This is a genomic window from Bradyrhizobium sp. WBAH42, assembly GCF_024585265.1.
Taxonomy (GTDB): Bacteria; Pseudomonadota; Alphaproteobacteria; order Rhizobiales; family Xanthobacteraceae; genus Bradyrhizobium.
Genome location: NZ_CP036533.1, coordinates 5,787,394 through 5,804,968, shown reverse-complemented (window position 1 = coordinate 5,804,968; position 17,575 = coordinate 5,787,394). Strand labels below are relative to the sequence as shown.

General features: G+C 65.1%; 18 protein-coding genes. 14 read left to right on the top strand and 4 right to left on the bottom strand.

The features are described 5' to 3' along the window. The first annotated feature begins 7 nt into the window (after positions 1-7). The 4 genes from mgtE to DCG74_RS27180 all read left to right on the top strand — a co-directional run bounded on the left by mgtE (position 8) and on the right by DCG74_RS27180 (position 3,809). Complete coding sequence (gene mgtE, locus DCG74_RS27195) at positions 8-1,429, top strand: magnesium transporter (protein WP_172783333.1); 1,422 nt, start codon at positions 8-10, stop codon at positions 1,427-1,429. Positions 1,430-1,638: 209 nt separating this feature from the next. Then, positions 1,639-1,956: a DNA-binding transcriptional regulator gene (locus DCG74_RS27190; protein WP_172783334.1), complete on the top strand. Its 318-nt coding sequence runs from the start codon at positions 1,639-1,641 to the stop codon at positions 1,954-1,956. 142 nt (positions 1,957-2,098) lie between these two features. Further along, positions 2,099-2,917, top strand: a complete 819-nt coding sequence (locus DCG74_RS27185) for an aldo/keto reductase (RefSeq protein WP_172783335.1) — start codon at positions 2,099-2,101, stop codon at positions 2,915-2,917. Between the two features lie 49 nt (positions 2,918-2,966). Further along, on the top strand, positions 2,967-3,809 hold the full coding sequence (locus DCG74_RS27180) for a hypothetical protein (RefSeq protein WP_172783336.1): 843 nt from the start codon (positions 2,967-2,969) through the stop codon (positions 3,807-3,809). A 99-nt stretch (positions 3,810-3,908) separates the two neighbouring features. Here the strand turns inward: DCG74_RS27180 and DCG74_RS27175 are convergent, their stop codons facing one another. After that, complete coding sequence (locus tag DCG74_RS27175) at positions 3,909-4,628, bottom strand: DUF599 domain-containing protein (protein ID WP_172783337.1); 720 nt, start codon at positions 4,626-4,628, stop codon at positions 3,909-3,911. A 122-nt stretch (positions 4,629-4,750) separates the two neighbouring features. On the opposite strand from DCG74_RS27175, the gene DCG74_RS27170 reads away from it, so the two are divergent. The 4 genes from DCG74_RS27170 (at position 4,751) to DCG74_RS27155 (ending at position 7,559) form a co-directional block, all read left to right on the top strand. Then, positions 4,751-5,413, top strand: coding sequence for a glutathione S-transferase family protein (locus DCG74_RS27170; protein ID WP_172783338.1), 663 nt, complete (start codon positions 4,751-4,753; stop codon positions 5,411-5,413). 304 nt (positions 5,414-5,717) lie between these two features. Next, positions 5,718-5,921 (top strand): hypothetical protein, encoded by a 204-nt coding sequence (locus tag DCG74_RS27165; RefSeq protein WP_152033469.1) that lies wholly within the window; start codon positions 5,718-5,720, stop codon positions 5,919-5,921. Positions 5,922-6,077: 156 nt separating this feature from the next. Next, positions 6,078-7,076: a hypothetical protein gene (locus DCG74_RS27160; RefSeq protein ID WP_172783339.1), complete on the top strand. Its 999-nt coding sequence runs from the start codon at positions 6,078-6,080 to the stop codon at positions 7,074-7,076. Between the two features lie 42 nt (positions 7,077-7,118). After that, positions 7,119-7,559 carry a DUF1489 family protein gene (locus tag DCG74_RS27155; protein WP_172783340.1) on the top strand — a complete coding sequence of 147 codons (441 nt, stop codon included), beginning with the start codon at positions 7,119-7,121 and terminating at the stop codon, positions 7,557-7,559. On the opposite strand, the gene panC is transcribed toward DCG74_RS27155, so the two are convergent. Beyond that, positions 7,556-8,407: a pantoate--beta-alanine ligase gene (gene panC / locus DCG74_RS27150; RefSeq protein WP_172783341.1), complete on the bottom strand. Its 852-nt coding sequence runs from the start codon at positions 8,405-8,407 to the stop codon at positions 7,556-7,558. The genes DCG74_RS27155 and panC overlap by 4 nt on opposite strands. Positions 8,408-8,690: 283 nt before the next feature. Between panC and DCG74_RS27145 the strand changes: the two genes are divergently transcribed. From DCG74_RS27145 to DCG74_RS27130, 4 genes are all read left to right on the top strand, one after another. Beyond that, positions 8,691-9,614: a division plane positioning ATPase MipZ gene (locus DCG74_RS27145; RefSeq protein WP_172783342.1), complete on the top strand. Its 924-nt coding sequence runs from the start codon at positions 8,691-8,693 to the stop codon at positions 9,612-9,614. Between the two features lie 346 nt (positions 9,615-9,960). Continuing rightward, positions 9,961-10,821, top strand: coding sequence for an alpha/beta fold hydrolase (locus DCG74_RS27140; RefSeq protein ID WP_172783343.1), 861 nt, complete (start codon positions 9,961-9,963; stop codon positions 10,819-10,821). A gap of 172 nt (positions 10,822-10,993) precedes the next feature. Continuing rightward, positions 10,994-11,743: a VWA domain-containing protein gene (locus DCG74_RS27135; RefSeq protein WP_172783344.1), complete on the top strand. Its 750-nt coding sequence runs from the start codon at positions 10,994-10,996 to the stop codon at positions 11,741-11,743. A 70-nt stretch (positions 11,744-11,813) separates the two neighbouring features. After that, positions 11,814-12,539: a DnaJ domain-containing protein gene (locus DCG74_RS27130; protein ID WP_172783345.1), complete on the top strand. Its 726-nt coding sequence runs from the start codon at positions 11,814-11,816 to the stop codon at positions 12,537-12,539. Positions 12,540-12,771: 232 nt separating this feature from the next. On the opposite strand, the gene DCG74_RS27125 is transcribed toward DCG74_RS27130, so the two are convergent. Further along, positions 12,772-14,601, bottom strand: a complete 1,830-nt coding sequence (locus DCG74_RS27125) for a serine hydrolase (protein WP_172783346.1) — start codon at positions 14,599-14,601, stop codon at positions 12,772-12,774. 386 nt (positions 14,602-14,987) lie between these two features. Between DCG74_RS27125 and DCG74_RS27120 the strand changes: the two genes are divergently transcribed. Continuing rightward, positions 14,988-15,326, top strand: coding sequence for a phasin family protein (locus tag DCG74_RS27120; protein WP_172783347.1), 339 nt, complete (start codon positions 14,988-14,990; stop codon positions 15,324-15,326). Between the two features lie 72 nt (positions 15,327-15,398). On the opposite strand, the gene DCG74_RS27115 is transcribed toward DCG74_RS27120, so the two are convergent. After that, positions 15,399-16,760: a TadE/TadG family type IV pilus assembly protein gene (locus DCG74_RS27115; RefSeq protein WP_172783348.1), complete on the bottom strand. Its 1,362-nt coding sequence runs from the start codon at positions 16,758-16,760 to the stop codon at positions 15,399-15,401. A 478-nt stretch (positions 16,761-17,238) separates the two neighbouring features. On the opposite strand from DCG74_RS27115, the gene clpS reads away from it, so the two are divergent. Continuing rightward, positions 17,239-17,571 (top strand): ATP-dependent Clp protease adapter ClpS, encoded by a 333-nt coding sequence (clpS, locus tag DCG74_RS27110; protein ID WP_172783349.1) that lies wholly within the window; start codon positions 17,239-17,241, stop codon positions 17,569-17,571. Positions 17,572-17,575 lie beyond the last annotated feature (4 nt).

Here is a 17,575-nt window from a genome sequence, read left to right as displayed (position 1 = left end):
GCGCGCCATGGATGAACATATGGACGTTGCCCCATCCGCTGCGGATTCGGTACTCGACCACGTGCCGATGCGCAATGAAGACGGCGAAATTCGTCACGAATTCGTCGAGGAAATTGCCCGTGCGATCGAGGCCGGCGACAGTGCTGCGCTGCGTGCCTGCGTCGCGGAGCTGCACGAGGCCGATCTCGGCGATCTGATCGGCGCCCTCGAGCCCGACGATCGCGTCCGCCTGGTCGAGCTCACCGGCCGCGATTTCGACTTCTCGGCGCTGAACGAGGTCGATGAGACCGTGCGCGAGGAGATCCTCGAGGAGCTGCCGCCGGAGACGGTCGCCGAGGGCGTCCGCGAGCTCGAATCCGACGATGCGGTCGAGCTCTTGGAAACCCTCGACGCCGAGGAGCAGGAGGAGATCCTGGAGAAGCTGCCGCTCAAGGAGCGCGTCGCGCTCGAGCGCAGCCTGCTGTATCCGGAAAACTCCGCCGGCCGCCGCATGCAAACGGAGTTCATCGCCGTGCCCCAGGATTTCACCGTGGGCCAGGCGATCGACTACATGCGCGAGACGCCGGATCTGCCCGACCGCTTCTACGAGATCTACGTCGTCGACAAGGAGCAGCACTGGCAGGGCGCGGTGCCGCTCGACGTGCTCCTGCGCACGCGCCGGCCGGTGGCGCTGACCGAGCTCACCGACGAGGACCGCCGCCGCGTCTCCGTCCTGGAGGACCAGGAGGAGGTGGCGCGCATGTTCGGCAAGTACAATCTCGTCGCCGCACCCGTGCTCGACACCCAGGACCGCCTCGTCGGTGTCATCACCGTCGACGACGTCGTCGACGTCATCGAGGAGGAGGCCGACGAGGACCTCAAGGCGCTCGGTGGCGTCACCAGCGACGAAGAGCTGTCGGATACCTTCCTCACCATCGCCCGCGGCCGTTTCAACTGGCTGCTGGTGAACCTCGCCACCGCGTTTCTGGCGTCCTCCGTGCTCGGCCTGTTCGAGGGGCAGCTGGAGAAGATGGTCGCGCTCGCGGTGCTGGCGCCGATCGTGGCGAGCCAGGGCGGCAATGCCGCCACCCAGACCATGACGGTGGCGGTGCGGGCGCTGGCGACGCGCGAGCTCGGCTCCTCCAACGCCTGGCGCGTGGTGATGCGCGAGGCCCTGGTCGGCCTCGTCAACGGCCTCGCCTTCGCCGTGATCACGGGCATAGCGGCAGTGGCCTGGTTCAAGATCCCGGGCCTCGGCATCGTCATCGGGCTCGCCATCATCTGCAACCTCGTCGCCGGCGCGCTCGGCGGCATCCTGATCCCGATGGCGCTGGATCGCGTGCGGGCCGACCCGGCGGTGGCGTCGGGCACCTTCGTCACCACTGTGACCGACGTCGTCGGCTTCTTCTCCTTCCTCGGAATTGCCACGCTCTGGTTCGGGTTGAAGTAGCGACGGCGCACGCTCTCTCCACGTCATTGCGAGCGTAGCGAAGCAATCCAGATTCCCTCCGCGGAAAGATCCTGGATTGCCTCGTCGCAAGAGCTCCTCGCAATGACGGGGGAGGCGGCGGGGGCACCCCTAACCCTCGTGCCCCGAGTGCGCTGCGTTTTTAATCCGACTTTAAGCGACCTGCCGCATCATCGCCTCTGCTTGGGGGAATGGGCATGCGGTTGCGGCTGAAGGCGGACGGACGGATCGTCGAATTGCGGGATGGGCAGGAATTTCCGGTCCAGCCGCGTTCGGTTGAGCCGAAGGCCCATGCGGCGCCGGCTGATACCGGCCCGCTCGCAGTGCGCGATCTGCGCCGGCGCGCCTGCCTGACCCAGATGGAGTTCGCCGCCAAGCTCGGCGTTCCCGTCGAGACCATCCGCAACTGGGAGCAGGGCAAGCGCGCCCCGCGCGGCCCGGCCCGCGCGCTGCTGGCGGTGATCGCGCATGCCCCTGATACGGTGTTCCAGGCGCTCGCCAAGGCGTGACATCAAGGCGTGAAGCCTCGTGCGAACCTCCTGTTAGCATTGCCCTGAATATCCGTCCCGATAGCACTGACGTCCGTTGGCAACCAACACGGACGAGGTCCATAATGTCGACCGGGGCTGCCGCAACGGAAGAGGATTCCTCATGCTGTTCGTTGAGGCCAATGGCGCAAGGATCCCGGCGATCGGGCTCGGGACCTGGGAGCTGGAAGGGCGCACCTGCGCGCGCGTGGTCGAGCAGGCGCTACGGCTCGGCTATCGTCATATCGACACCGCGCAGGTCTACGACAATGAGCGCGAGGTCGGCGACGGCTTGCGCGCCTCCGGCGTGCGCCGCGACGACATCTTCCTCACGACCAAGGTCTGGACCAACCATTTCGCGCCCTATGATCTCGAGCGCTCGGTCAAGGAGAGCCTCGCCCGCCTGCGGCTTCCCTCGGTCGATCTGTTGCTGTTGCACTGGCCCAATCCCCACGTGCCGCTGGCGGAGACGCTGGGCGCGCTGTCGCATGCGAAGACGATGGGCCTGACCCGCCACATCGGCGTCTCCAATTTCACCGTGGCGTTGATCGAGCAGGCGGTCGCGCTGTCGGCGGAGCCGCTCGTCTGCAACCAGGTCGAATATCACCCCTATCTCGACCAGGCGAAGGTGAGGGCGGCCTGCGACCGGCATGGCCTTGCCCTCGTCGCCTACAGCCCGATCGCCAAGGGCCGCGTCAAGTCCGATCAGACGCTGGCCGAGATCGGCCGCGTCCGCCGCAAGACGCCGGCGCAGGTCTGCCTGCGCTGGCTGGTGCAACAGAATGTCGCTGCGATCCCGCGCACCTCGCGCATCGAGCGCCTGTCGGAAAACCTCGAGATCTTCGATTTCGAGCTGTCGGAAGACGAGATGAGCCGGATCGCCGCGCTCGCCCATCCGAGGGGACGCCTGACCGATTTCGGCTTCGCCCCGAAATGGGATTGAGAGGGACCCGGGGTATGCTAGGACCGCGGCGGCAACCCAAGATCGGTCCATGGAACTGCGGAAGATCATACGGACGGACATTGCGGCGTCGGCAATCGCCCATCTGACGCTGGTGGCGCTGATCATCGTGATCAGCGAGGTCCGTCCGTTTCAGAGCCGGCCGCCCGAGACTGTCACGGTCGACATCGTCACGCCGGAGCAGGTGAAGCATGAGGAAGCCAAGGCCGAGGAGAAGAAGGACGAGGCGAAGCCGCCGGAGTCGCTTCCCGATCTGAAGCTGCCGAAGCCGGACGTCACCGACAAGGCCGAGGCATCGAAGCCCGCGGCCAAGCCGCAGGCGGCAGCACCATCACAGCAGGCCTCGCCCGAGCCGCAGCAGAAGCAGCCGGAACCCTCTCAGGCCGCGAAGCAGCGTGAAGCCAACGCGCAGCCGCCACCGCAGACCGCGCCGCAGCCGGCCTATCAGGCCCCGCAGCCGGACGTCACCATCAAGTACGGGGTCATGCTGGGCCTGCCGCCCGAATTGCCGGTCGAGCCGAAAGGCGCCAGGGACGACGGCGGCGATGCCAACGATTCAATCGCTGCAAAGCTTCCGTCCGAGGTCATCGCGGAGCTTCGCCGTCATTTGCGTACCTGCGCCAAGCTGCCGGCCGGGGTCGCACCGACCGACAACGTCCGTGTCAAGCTGCGCACGGTGTTCGCCACCGACGGCACGCTGGCGCGCGAGCCCATCCTGATCGCGGCGCCGCCGTCCGCGAAGGGCGTGGCCATCGTCAAGTCCGCGACGAGCGCGCTGCAGAACTGCCAGCCCTACAAGATGCTGCCGGCCAATTTGTACGAGGAATGGAAGGTACTGGACCTGCCGTTCAGCCCGCGGGATTTTGGCGGATAGCGCGTAGTCTCGTAGTTGCCTCCGAGCAATCCGTGCGGCGCTGGGTCCCGGCTCTGCGAAGCAGCGCTTCGCGCTGCATTGCGTCCGGGACAAGAGAGATCAATGCCCGCGCTTCATTCCCTCGTCACCATTCACCACCACCTCCGGTGCCATCGCGGCCCAGGCGCTGGACGCGAACTGCCGTCGCCAGGTCACGACCACCACGGCTGCCGTGGTCACGAACAGCACCCAGGGACTGACGAACCAGCCGAGATAGCCGAGCGCGAAGAAGAAGGCGCGCTGGCCGCGGTTGAAGTGCCGGCCGGCGGATTCGAACAGGCGCGAGGTGCGGATGACGTGGGCTTCGGCCTCGGGCGTGTCGCGCTGCGAGGCCGGCGGCATGCCGCCGAACAGGATGGCGACATAGTTGAACAGGCGATAGGCCCAGGCGAATTTGAAGAAGGCGTAGACGCAGATCAGCACGAGGCCGACGCATTTCAGCTCCCACATCGCCGGCGAGGTGCTGAGGTCCATCGGCAGCTTGCTCAGGATCGTGATGGCATCGTTGGTGGCGTGCAGCAGCGCCAGCGCGCCGCCGAGCGCGAACAGGCTGGTGGAGGCGAAGAAGGCCGTGCCGTTCTGCAGCGAGGCCATGATCTGCATGTCGACCATCCGCGTGTCGCGGTCGAGCAGCCGGCGCACCCAAACCTCGCGATAGCGGTTCATGCGCGCCGACAGGCTGTTGCGGGCATAGGCCGAGTGCTCCAGCGTCAGGGCATAGGCCAGCCATTCGATGATGAAGAAGCCGACGGCGGTAATGTCGACCCAATGCCTGCTCATGTCCGTCTCCTGGCAAGGATCGCAACGATTGCCACGCATGACGGGACGCAGCAACGATTGATTGGCGGCAGGCGATGGCGTTAAAAGCGGCTGCAACCGCAGGACTAATGAAGGACAGTGACATGGCTGCGCTAAAGCTCGCGATCGGCAACAAGAACTACTCGTCATGGTCGATGCGGCCCTGGCTCGCGCTCCGCGCCAACGACATCCCGTTCGTGGAGACGCTGATCCCGCTCTACACCGACGATCCCGCCGACAAGGAGCAGATCCTGTCCTTCAGCCGCGCCGGCAAGGTGCCGGTGCTGGTCGACGGCGACGTCACGGTGTGGGATTCGCTCGCCATCATCGAATACATCGCCGAGCGTTACCCGGAAAAGAAGCTGTGGCCCGACGATGTCGCGGCGCGAGCGCATGCCCGTTCGGTGTGCGCCGAGATGCATTCCGGATTCGTGCCGCTGCGCAACGAATGCGGCATGAACCTGCATCGGCCGATTGGTCCCGTGGCGCTGTCGGCGGACGCCAAGGCCAACATCGCGCGCATTGAGGAGCTCTGGCGCGAGTGCCGTACCCGCTATGGCGCGAAGGGGCCGTTCCTGTTCGGCCGCTTCGGTGCCGCGGACGCCATGTACGCCCCGGTTGTGCATCGCTTCCGCACCTATGCGATCGAGGTGGCGCCGGACACCAAGGCCTACATGGAGACGATGATGGCGCTGCCGGCGTTCCAGGAATGGACGCGCGACGGGCTGGCCGAAACGCTGGTCATTGCCAAATTCGAGGACGCCTGACCGGAAGGTCTGACGGCGGCGGCCGGTCGCGTGCCGGCCGGCCGCCTCTCGGGGTTGCAATGGGCGAGGGCCGTGGGATCGGGGGGCTGCGACACCGCCTGCGACATGCCGGGGGGAATGAGCCGCTCCGGCGGTACCATCGGCCCGCCGGCTGTCTCCTATCATTCTGAAATGACTGCATAATCCGAGCGCGTGCCATGCCGGCATGGCGCTGGCCAAAACGGCGCGACGCGTGCTATACAGCGGCCCGGGTTTCCGGCCGCCATCGCAGTGGGACACTGGGCGAGGCGGCGCTGTTTGAGTGATGGAGAGGGTGTTGAAGCACAAATTCCCCGTGGGAACGCGCGTCCTGTTCACGGCCAGCAATGTCGCGCGTCCGGCTGCGAGCGGCGCGTATGAGGTTATCCGTCTGCTTCCGACCGACGGCGACGACTGCCAGTACCGGATCAAAAGCTCGACCGAAGCCTTCGAGCGCGTTGCCAAGGAAAGCCAGCTCGCGCTCTCCTGAACGCCGACGCCGTCAGCGCATAGGCGCCTCCCGGGGATTGTATTCTGCCGCCGTCAAAAGGCCCGCTTCGCCTTCACAAGGTAAGCCGGGGGCAGTCGCCGACTCGCGGTGCTCGCTTGACCATCCGCTCTTTGCTCGCGTGAGGGGACGTCGCGCATGAACTGGGCATGGGCCACTTCGCTCGACCAAATCTGGCGTTCGCCGGCCTTCCCGATGTGGATGACGCTGGCGGCTGCCGGATTCTTCGGATTGATCCTCCTGATCACGCTGCTGCGCGCCGACAGATCCGTCGCCAACGGGGCGCTGACCGTCATCACCCTGCTATCCATCGTGATCGCCGGTGCAGCCACGATGCGTCTCTATGGACCGGAGGCGCCGTCCGCTCCGGCCGAGGCGCGCGCGCAAGCTGTGGTGACGGCGAGCATGCCTGCGCTGTCCTGTCTCGACGATCTCGCTGGCGATGTCGTCGCCGCCGGCTGCGAGAAGGCGCTGTTCGGCGCGCCTGATGCTGCGGCTGCGGCAGTCTCCTCCACGGCGGCCAGGATCGACCGGCTGACCGCACTCGGCGACGCCGCCACGGCCGAGAAGAGTCTGACACTCGACATGAAGGCGCTGCGCAGGTCACTCGAGCGCGATCGCTACGGCCTCGTTGCGCATGTGCTGGTGGCACGCGATGGCTGCACGCAGTTCGATTGTGCCGCGTTCCGCTCGCTGACCGACCAGCAGCAGGTCGCTGCCAACATGGACTCCCATCTCTACGACACGCTGGTGGCGCGCTATGCGCCGACCTGGAACGCGCCCGCTGCAGCGCCGGCGATGGCGGCCAACGCCGCGCTCGCCGGACTGCCTCCGTCGGTGCCGACGGGCAAGCCGACCAATGCCGAGTTCCCGAGCGCGTCCTCGACGCCGCCGGTGAGCATCATGAATCCGGAGCCCACGGCGGCGACGCGCCAGGCCGCGCCGGCCGCGAATGCGGCGGCGGCACCGCGTGCGCCGGCCGCAGCCTCCGCACAGGCCGCAGCGCCTGCGGCATCAAGCCCGCCGGCTGCGAAAAAACCGCCGGCCCAAAAGGCTGCACGTGCGCCTGCCACGCCGGTTCCGCTCGCGCCGCCGCCGGCCTCGACGGCTGCTCCCGCGCCTGCGGATAACGAGTAGATCGGCATTCCAAATGCGCGGCTGCCCGGCTAATGCTTGGGCATGCCACTCCATCTGATCAAGCTCGCCGTCGGCTGCGACTCCGTCAAGGAATTGAAGGAGTGGGTGGCCGAACGGATGCAGACCGCCAAGAAGAAGGGCCTGCCGCAACATCACATCCACATCACCCGCATGGTCCCCAAGCGCGACGCCGAGATCCTCGCCGGCGGTTCGCTGTACTGGGTGATCAAGGGCGAGATCGCCGCGCGCGAAAAGATCATCGCCATCGAGCCGTTCCGCGACAAGGATGGCATCGGGCGCTGCCGCATCGTGATGCAGCCGAAGGTGATCTCGGTGTCGCCGCGGCCGATGCGCCCGTTCCAGGGCTGGCGTTATCTGACTGATGATTCGGTACCGGCCGATCTCGGCAAGTCCGCGGCGGGCTCGATTGCGGCGATGCCGGAACCGATGCGGCGCGAGCTGCGTGACCTCGGGCTGCTCTAAACCGCGATATTGTCGATCAGCCGGGTGGTGCCGAGCTTGGCCGCGACCAGGATCCGCAACGGGCCGTCCTTGCGCGAGGTAACCTTTGCCAACGTCTCGGCGTGGCGCAGCTCGAAATAGTCGAGCGCAAGGCCGGCCGACTTGATTATCGCGGCGCCGCCCGCCATCGCCGGCGCAATCGCATCGCCGGCACGGATGCGGCCGGCGCTCTCTTTCATGGCGCGGTAGAGGACGGTGGCAGTCTGGCGCTCCTCGGGCGAGAGGTAGACGTTGCGCGAGGACATCGCGAGTCCGTCGCGCTCGCGCACGGTGCGGGAGCCGATCACCTTGACGCCGAGGTCGAGGTCGCGCGCCATCTGCGTCACCACCCGCAATTGCTGGAAATCCTTTTCGCCGAAGATCGCGACATCCGGCCGGCACTGCGTGAACAGCTTGCCGACGACGGTGGCAACGCCGCCGAAGAAGTGCGGACGGAAGCGGTCCTCGAGGCTGGCGAGCGCCGGCCCCTCCGGCACGATGCGGGTGGCAAAGCCCTCCGGATACATGGCCGCGACGCCGGGATGCCAGACGATATCGACGTCCTCGGCCGCGAGCTTGGCGATGTCGGCCTTCCAGGTGCGCGGATAGGCGCCGAAATCCTCGGTCGGGGCGAACTGGGTCGGGTTGACGAAGATCGACACCACGACGCGGCTGGCGCGCCGCCTGGCGAGGCGAACCAGCGACACATGCCCGTCATGGAGCGCCCCCATGGTCGGGACCAGCGCGATCGTGGCCTTTCGCTTGCGGAGATCGTCGACGGCGCGTCGCAGGGCAGGGACCGTGCGAGCGATCAATGGGCGTGCTGACATCGGGACTCGACGGATTGGAAAGCGGCGCAGGTGCGGGCCTCGCGCCCGGCCAGCTAACCTTAACAAGCGGAGATCGTGGACGCTATGCATCCGGATGCGGCACAGCATCCCGCGCAAGGCCGCGCAAAACGTCGCGACATTGTGGGCTGGATCACAGACGAAAGACGGCGCCGCGATACATCGTGAGAACGGCGCATTGCAATTTGCATTACCTGTCACGCATTTCACTTGACCGCTGACGCGGTCAACTCGAAGATATTCGCCAGGGGCGTTGAGGATCACCATGCTTGTGCAGGCTAGCCAAGGCCAATCCGGCTCGGCGCATGTGGTCGTGCTCGGCAACGAGAAGGGCGGCTCCGGCAAATCGACCACCGCCTTGCACATCGCCGTTGCACTCCTGAAGGCTGGTCAGCGCGTCGCCACCATCGACCTCGACTGCCGCCAGCAGAGCTTCACGCGCTACATCGGCAACCGGTCTGCCTGGGCCCAGCGTACCAAGCTCGATCTCGAGCTTCCGGTGCATCGCTGCATCAAGCTCGGCGAGACCATGCAGATTGCCGAGAATGAGAATTCCGAGTTCCAGCAGTTCATGGAAGCCGTCTCGGCGGTCGAGAGCAGCTTCGACTTCATCGTCATCGATACGCCCGGCACCGACAGCTATCTGATGCGGCTCGCGCATTCGATGGCCGATACCCTGGTCACGCCGATCAACGACAGCTTCCTCGATTTCGACGTGCTCGGCACGGTCGATCCCGCGACTTACGCGGTGACGGGCGAGAGCCACTATGCCGAGATGGTGCGTGATGTCAGGCGCAAGCGACGCCAGCTCGACGGCGCCACCACCGACTGGATCGTCGTGCGCAACCGCCTGTCCATGCTCGGCTCGCGCAACAAGCAGCTCGTCGCCGAGGGCCTGAAGGATCTGTCGCTGCGGCTTGGCTTCCGCTACGTCGACGGCTTCGCCGAACGCGTCGTCTACCGCGAATTCTTCCCGCGCGGGCTGACCGCCCTGGACGAGATCGACGAGGCCACACTCGGCATGCGGCCCAATCTCGGCCATCTCACAGCGCGGGAGGAGGTGACGAGCCTGCTCCGCCAGCTCAAGCTCCCGCTCGACGAGCGCGGCCGCCGCCGCGCCGCCAACCGGGCCGAGTGGTTCAGCCAGGTCGACAAGCCGCTCGAGGTCCACGATATCCTCGGCGCCTGACGTCGCGGTATATCGTTACTCCCGACCGATCCGAGTCTGTCGGCTGGCGCGGGAACCCGGGCGGCGCCGCGCGCGTTTTCACCCTGCATTTACTGCGAAGTCGAACCCGATCGGGACCGGTTGCGTCGAATAGGGACCTGCACGCTGACGTAGCGGTATGAGAATGGGGTGCTTACGAAACGAGTGCGACGCACAATGAAAGGGCTGCCGGTTCACAACATTTAGCCTTCCTGTCACGCTGCTGTGACATATATTAGGGAATAGGCGACAAGGGGACGAAGAGCCCCGGAAGAACACGATTTTCAACAGGGATTCAGGCCGCTTAGGCCTGAGGCTGAGGACGAAAATGAAGCGTGGAATTGCCGTTCTGGTTTCGGTCAGTGCCCTCTGCGGCATCGCCTATTTCACGGCGAGCAAGTGGGCGATCAAGCACGAGACCATCACATTCTACGACGCCTCTCGCGACAACCGTCCGGTGCCCGTTTCCATCGCGGTGCGGCGCGACAAGGAAATGCAGGCCAATGCCGGCATGATCAAGCTGCCCGTCGCAGTGATCAATCACGGCAACACCGTCAAGAACACCGAGTACGGCTTCCTCGCCAACGCCTTCGCTGCGCGCGGCTACATGGTCGTAAGCCCGCAGCACGATCTGCCGACTGATCCTCCGATGGTCACGAAGCCCGGCGAGCTCTATGTCGGCCGGCTGCCGCAAATTCTGCGTGGCGTCGCCAACATCCATCTCGCCATGCAGGAGATGAAGAAGGTTCAGGCCAACGCCGACTACGACAAGGTGACGATGGTCGGCCATTCCATGGGCGGCGACATCACCATGTACTTCGCCAAGCAATATCCGGACGAGGTCAAGAAGGTCGTCACGCTCGACAATCTGCGCGTGCCCTTCGTCACTGCCGGCAAGTTCAAGATCCTGTCGTTCCGCTCCCAGGATCCGCAGTTCAAGGCCGACGCCGGTGTGATTCCGACCGACGAGGAATGCGAGAAGGCGGGCATTCAGGTCGTGAAGACCGAATTCCAGCACAACGACATGCGCGATACCGGTCCGGATGTGGCGAAAAGCTCGATCCAGAGCATGCTCGACAAGTTCCTGAGCACGACGGACAGCGAGATCGCGCCGGTCGACACGCAATCGGCCCCGCCCAAGATCCTCGAGCCGGGCCCTGTCGCTCTAATGGCACCCGCCAAAAGCTGACTGACAGCAGCTGACCGACAGCAGCTAGGCCACAAGAGGTGACCGAGCTGACGTCACCGCTCGGTTGCACCAATCGTCGAAGCCTCCGCCGGCGCCCGCCCGCGGAGGCTTTGCGCATTGACCGGGCCGCGTGTGCTGACCACATTAGCTGGTGACGCAAGGTGTAGCTGCGATGTCGGGCGAACCCATCAAACCGCGCGGCCGCGATGCCGTCTCGGCGCAAGCAGACGGCCCATTGCCGCAAGCGAAAACCTCAACCTCGGAAGACATCGCCGCGTTCGTCGCCAAGGCGCGGGCGCTCTCGCCGCATGCGCCGGGCGCCAGGGGACGGCTGATCTTCGCACTGGATGCGACGATGAGCCGGCAGCCGACCTGGGACATGGCGTGCGCGCTCCAGGCCGACATGTTTCGCGAGACCGCGGCGCTCGGCAGTCTCGACATCCGGCTGGTCTACTATCGCGGTTTCAACGAGTGCCGTGCCACGGGTTGGATTTCCGACAGCGCCAGGCTGGCGACACTGATGGGCAAGATCGATTGCCGCGGCGGCGATACCCAGATCGGCAAGGTGCTGAGCGAGGCCAGGCGCGAGGCAGTCGCATCCGGCGTGCGGGCCGTGGTCTTCGTCGGCGATGCCATGGAGGAAGACATCGACGAGCTCTCCGCCAAGGCCGGCGAGCTCGGCATGCTCAAGGTGCCCGTATTCGTGTTTCAGGAGGGCCATGACGCGGTCGCCGAACAGGCCTTCCGGGAGATCGCGCGCCTGACGGGCGGTGCCTGGTGCCGGTTCGATCCTGGTGCGGCGGCGCAGCTGCGTGAACTGCTGCGGGCAGCTGCGGCCTATGCCGCCGGCGGACGCGAGGCGCTGCTGAAACTGGCTGGAAGCGTGAGCGGCGCGGCGAAGCTGATCAGCCAGATGAAGTAGCGGTCGGGGCGGCGCGGCATGCGGCGGTGGACGCCATGCTTTTTGACAAGAGGACGACTATATTCCGGCCATGACCCTGATCGCCGGCGCTGTCGCCGTTATCACGCTTTACCTTCTGCTCCAGACGTTCCGCTCCGCCAATCCGGCGGTGCTGGCGCGCACAATTAAATTCGGCGGCGGCGTGCTGGCGCTGGCGGTTGCAGCCTTCACCGGCTTGCGGGGCGAGCTGGCGGTTGCGATCCCGCTCGGAATTTTCGGCGCCGGGCTGCTCGGCTGGACGCCATTGGCGAATGCCGGCTTCGGCAATGTCGGCGGGCTGTTCGGCGGCGGTGCGACGCGCCCGTCCGGGCAGGCGTCGCGGGTGCGCTCGCAATTCCTGGACATGCGGCTGGACCACGATTCCGGCCAGCTTTCCGGCCAGATCGTCGCGGGGCCTCACGCCGGGCGCAGTCTCGATGAGTTCGATCTCGCCGGCTTGCTCGCAATAGTCCCGACGTTCGACGCCGAGAGCGTGGCCTTACTTGAAAGCTATCTGGACCGCCGGTTTCCCGCTTGGCGTCAGAACGCGCAGGGCGATGCGGCAGGGCGGCAGCGCCGCACGGCGGCGAGCGGCAAAATGACGGCGGAGGAAGCCTATCAGATCCTTGGCTTGCAGCCGGGAGCGGGGCGCGACGACATCAGCCGGGCCCACAAGTCCCTGATGAAGAAACTCCATCCCGACCAGGGGGGCTCGACGTATCTCGCTGCCCGGGTAAACGAGGCCAAGGATACTCTGCTTCGCACGCATAACGGCTAACTCCGGCACTACGCTACAAACGCCCGTACCGCGTGAGCTCCGTTTGCTCTGTCTGCCGTCGCCCGCCCTTGTCGGCGTGGTCGATCCCTTGAGCAAAGTTTTAACCGTAAATCCTTGACGAGAGGTTGTCGTGGAACAGCCTCGTCCTGAACAGCCTCGGCGTTACCGCCTCACCAAAACGAAAATGCCCGCGCAAGGCGCGGGCATTTTTGATTTGGAGCGGAGAAGGAGATCAGTTGCGAACGGTGATGCAGGAGATCTCGGCGCGCTTCAGGGTGCGGCAGACGGCTTCGGCCTGGTCGCGCTCGAGCCCGGCGAAGCGGGCGCGGTAGAGCTTGCGATTGTCCTTGGCGACGACGGGCTCGGTGAACGGGTCAGCCTTGCTGAGCAGGCCGCGGGCCGAGTTGCGGGCCGCGTCGATGCGCTGCTGAGCTTCGTTCTCGCTCTCGAGCGCGCCGACCTGGACGATCCAGCCGCTGTGGGTGACGGCGGGCTTCGTGGTCGCGCTCATCTGCATCGGCTGCGGCGCCGGGTCGGCGGACGCGAGCTTCGGAGCGGCGGGAGCGGGCGCGGCAGCGGTTGCGGCCGGGAGCACGCCGAGGATGCCGTTACCGGTGCCGAAGCCGGCCGGCTGACGCGGCAGTTCGGTGCGGGCCATCTCGGCCTTCGGCGCTTCCGGCTGGCTCACCGCCTCCGGCTTGTTGATGAGATCTGCCCTGGCGACGACGGCGCCGGAGGTTTCCGCGACGTCGGAACGGGGCGGGACGGTGCTGGTGACCGGCGGCGCAACGACCTGAGCCGGAGCCGCGGAGGCGACCTTCACGGCGCCGGCCTTGACCTGAACCGTCTTGACCCGAACCGGCTTCATCGGCTCGGACGAGCCGGGGATGATGGAGAGCGGCTGGCTCGAGATCACGCCATTGGTGAGCGGCGCCGGCTCCACCTTGGACTCCGTCGGCCGAACTTCGGGTTTGGGCTGAGCGGGCGGCATCGCCGCAGTCGCTGCGGCCAGCGTCGACAGGCGCGCGGCGAGGCGCGAGGGGGCAGCTTCGGGAGCAGGGGCCTGGACCTGCGGGGCGGGACGTGCCGGCGTGTCCGAGGCATCGGCGACATCGGTGTTGGCTTCAGCGCCGTTGCGCTCCGTGACTGCGACGACGGTGCGGACGGTCGCGCCCTTTTCGAGGTTCTCCGCGAGCAGGTTGCGCATGATGGCGTCGCGCGAGCCGCCGCTGCGGCCGCCGAGCACCACGCCGATCAGGTGGCGGTTGCCGCGCCGCATCGAGCTGACGAGGTTGAAGCCGGAGGCGCGGGTGTAGCCGGTCTTGATGCCGTCCACGCCCTCGACGCTGCCGAGCAGGTGATTGTGGTTGCGGATCGACTGTCCGCGCCAATTGAACGTCGAGGTCGCGAAATAGCGATAGTAGCGGGGGAAGCGCTCCTGAATGGCGCGACCCAGCGTGGCCTGGTCGCGCGCGGTCGTGACCTGCTCGTCGTTGGGGAGGCCGTTGGCGTTGCGGTAGACCGTCTTGGACATGCCGAGCGAGCGCGCCTTCCGCGTCATCATCTGGGCGAAGTCGTCTTCATCTCCGGCGATCGCTTCCGCGATTACCACGGCTGCGTCGTTGGCAGAGCGGGTGACGAGGCCCTTGATTGCGTCTTCGACGCGAATGGTCTGGCCGGCACGCAGATTAAGCTTGGTCGGATCCTGGTCGGCGGCGTGCTTGGACACCGGCATCTCGGTGTCGAGCTTCATCCTGCCGGATTCGAGACGCTCGAACAGCAGATAGAGCGTCATGATCTTGGTCAGCGACGCCGGATGGCGGATTCCGTCAGGGCTTGTCGCCTGGAGCACCGCGCCGGAATTGCCGTCGACGATGATGGACGCGAATTTCGGGCTGGAGCTCTCGGACACATCGCGCTGCACCCGGTGGTGCGCATAGTGTCGACGATGGCGCCGCGCCTCGGCTGCGTCGGTGGTGAAGATGACTGCGGTGGTGACCGTAAGAAGCCCGAAAACGCCAACCCGCGCCAAGCGCGAGGAAGACAAGTTTTTACGAAGCATGGAACCCCGTCCCCGTTTCTGACTTGATCACCGGCTCGTGAGGCGAAATTGTGCCCAACGGACCCGGGATCATTACCTGCTCAGGCTGTCCCTCCGCTGGTGTTCGCCGCGGGGGACGTTGGACCCGAGCCGCTGTTCTGGCTAAGGTGATGTTCTCAAACGGCTTTTGGCCGCTCGCGGAAGTGAACACGTCCAGGGAATCAAAGTAGGGTGGGCCGGTTTCCAAAAGCTTAAGGAACCCTTGCGGGAAACCCCGGGAATCTCTGCAATTTGCGCCCGGTTTTGTGCGACGCACAAGATTCTTGACTTTTTTGTGCGTTGCACTAATTTTGGGCGGAGTCAGGGAGCCGGGGCTTCCCGACGTGAGCCAGGGAAAAGGATGCGAAATGTTCAAGGTTGAAGACTTCCAGAACTACGGGAAAGAGCAGTTCGAGCAGTGCGTTGCCTCCGCGACCTCGGTGCAGCATGGCATCCAGGCGATCGCCAGCGCCTATGGCGACTACACGAAGAAGTCGTTCGAAGACACCAAGTCCTTCGTCGAGAAGCTTTCCGGCGTGAAGTCGCTGGACAAGGCGATGGAAGCGCAGACCGATTTTGCCCGTTCCGCCTACGAAACCTTCGTTGCGGAATCGCAGAAGATCGCCGGCCTCTACAGCGACCTCGCTAAGCAGGCGTTCAAGCCGGTCGAGACCATGGTGTCGAAGTTCACCCCGACCGCCCAGTAACGTCTCGGGACATCCTGGAATCGAAAAGCCCGGCTGAACAGCCGGGCTTTTTATTGTGAGCGATGGGACCCGTCAGCGTGCGACGCGCAGCTTCGACAGTGACGTGCCGATATCCTTGAACACCGATACGGTCTGGCTTGCCGAGGTGACCAGATAGAACTTGTCGCTGCTGCTGGCGCAATATTGCAGCACGCTCGAGGTCGGATCGCTGCCGGTGTTCACCTGCACCGTGTAGATCGTGATGTTGTTGGGCTGGGCTTTGGCGTTGTCGCAGAGCAGCTTCTGTCGGTCGTCGATCTGCGAAGCACCGCTGTACCAGCGGTTTTGTGTGTTGAGACCGTCGGAGAGCAGGACGATCGCGTCCTTGTAGGTGTAGTTCGTGTCTTTGGCCGGAGCATTCATGGGCTCGCCCGTCGACAGTGTCATCCAGCCCCAGGCAAGGCCGATGCCCTGGTTGGTGTTGCCGGTCGGAACCAGATTGTCGATCAGAGACTTGAGCGCGGTCCAATCGTAGCTGAGCGGCATGACGGGCTGGATGTATGCCGAATTGCTGGAGTTGCAGTAGGAATATTGCTCGGCCGGGAAAAGCGTCGCGGAATTGCTGCTCACCGGAGTCGTGTTCTTGATATCGTAGTCCTGGTCGCGGTCAGTGATGCAGCCGGTCCACTTGTTGTGGTTCTTCGGCGTCCAGGTCTTGCCGGCACTCACGCAGCTTGACTGTTGTTTGTACGAATTGTCGCTGCAGCTGCCATTCACCGCTTCCCAGTCGCTCCAGTCGATCCAGGACTTGTCATAGTTGCTGCTGCCGACGTTGACGTCCTTGGAAAACGGCACGATCGAGATGTAGACGTCGCCGTTGGTCTTCGCGAGCGCGCTGAGTTGATCGACCAGGTTCTTCGCGGCCGTCTGCATCGCCGGCATCTTGCCGTCGGACGCCATCGATCCCGTGACGTCGAGCACCAAGGCCACGCGCATGCGGGTCAGGCCCCAGGCGCTGGTGGATGAGGTGCCGACGTCGAGCGTCGGGAAGCCGGCGATCTTCATGAAGCTGGTCGTGTAGGTGCCGGTTCCGGTCAGCTGGATCGTCGAGCCGATGCTGGTGCTCGAGTTATAGGTGGCGCCGACGCTAACCGACGGCAGGGTCTTGGTGTCCGTGAACAGGGCGTTGAAATAGGTTTGCGCTTTGGTGGAGATCTGTGACGTCGTGATGGTGCCGGCCGACAGATCCCTGGAAAGCATCAGCGCGGTGGAATCGAGGGCTGACTGCATCGCGGTGCGCGCCTGGGCCGCGCGGCTATAGTCGATCGCCGCGCCGACAAAGCTCAGCACCGGAACGAGCGCAATGGCGAAGATCACGGCGATATTGCCTTGCTCGGCCGCTGCGAAACGGGCGAGTTGTCGACCAAGGCGGCTGACGAGGGGCAGACCAGACATGACGATCCCCGAAATCGGTGTTTTGCCCGATTTCGCGCTACGTCATTGAATGGCAGGTAAATTGGACCGTAGAAAACCGGAGCCTTCTGCCGAAAACCGTCCCGTGCGGGCTAACGGCCGGGTTCCTGGTCAACATGTTCTAAGCGTGCCGGGCGGAAATTTTTGTCAAATCGCTCCGGATTGATTAACCTCATCAGGATCGCCCGGACCGGGAATCGGGACTGCTGCGACCGCATGGGCCGGACCCCCGCGTGCTTGCGGCGGGCCGGGGGCAGGGCCATATTGCTGGCGAGCGATCCGGCCTGAACCGGATTTGTCGGGAGCGGCGATCCAAGGCGGCGCGCCTGCGCCAGGCTCCGAAGGAGGGGTCGCGCAGTGACCGCCATTCGCTTCCGTGGGGAATTTGAACGCCTGTGCCATGCTGCAATTGACTTCCAGCCTTGATCTGTCCGCGCCAGCCGCCGCCGACGCGCCTCGTATGAGCAATGACGACAACCGTCCGGGCACTCCCTCGGGTCCGAGCACGTCGGTCATCACCAAGGTCAAGCCGAAGACCAAGCGGCCGAACCTGTACCGCGTGCTGATCCTGAACGACGACTACACGCCGATGGAGTTCGTCGTTCACGTGCTGGAGAAGTTCTTCAACAAGGACGTCGAAGCCGCAACCAAGATCATGCTGCACGTCCATCATCATGGCATCGGGGAGTGCGGCGTGTTCACCTACGAGATCGCCGAGACCAAGGTGACGCAGGTGATGGATTTCGCCCGCAAGCACCAGCACCCGCTGCAATGCGTGATGGAAAAGAAGTAAGCCC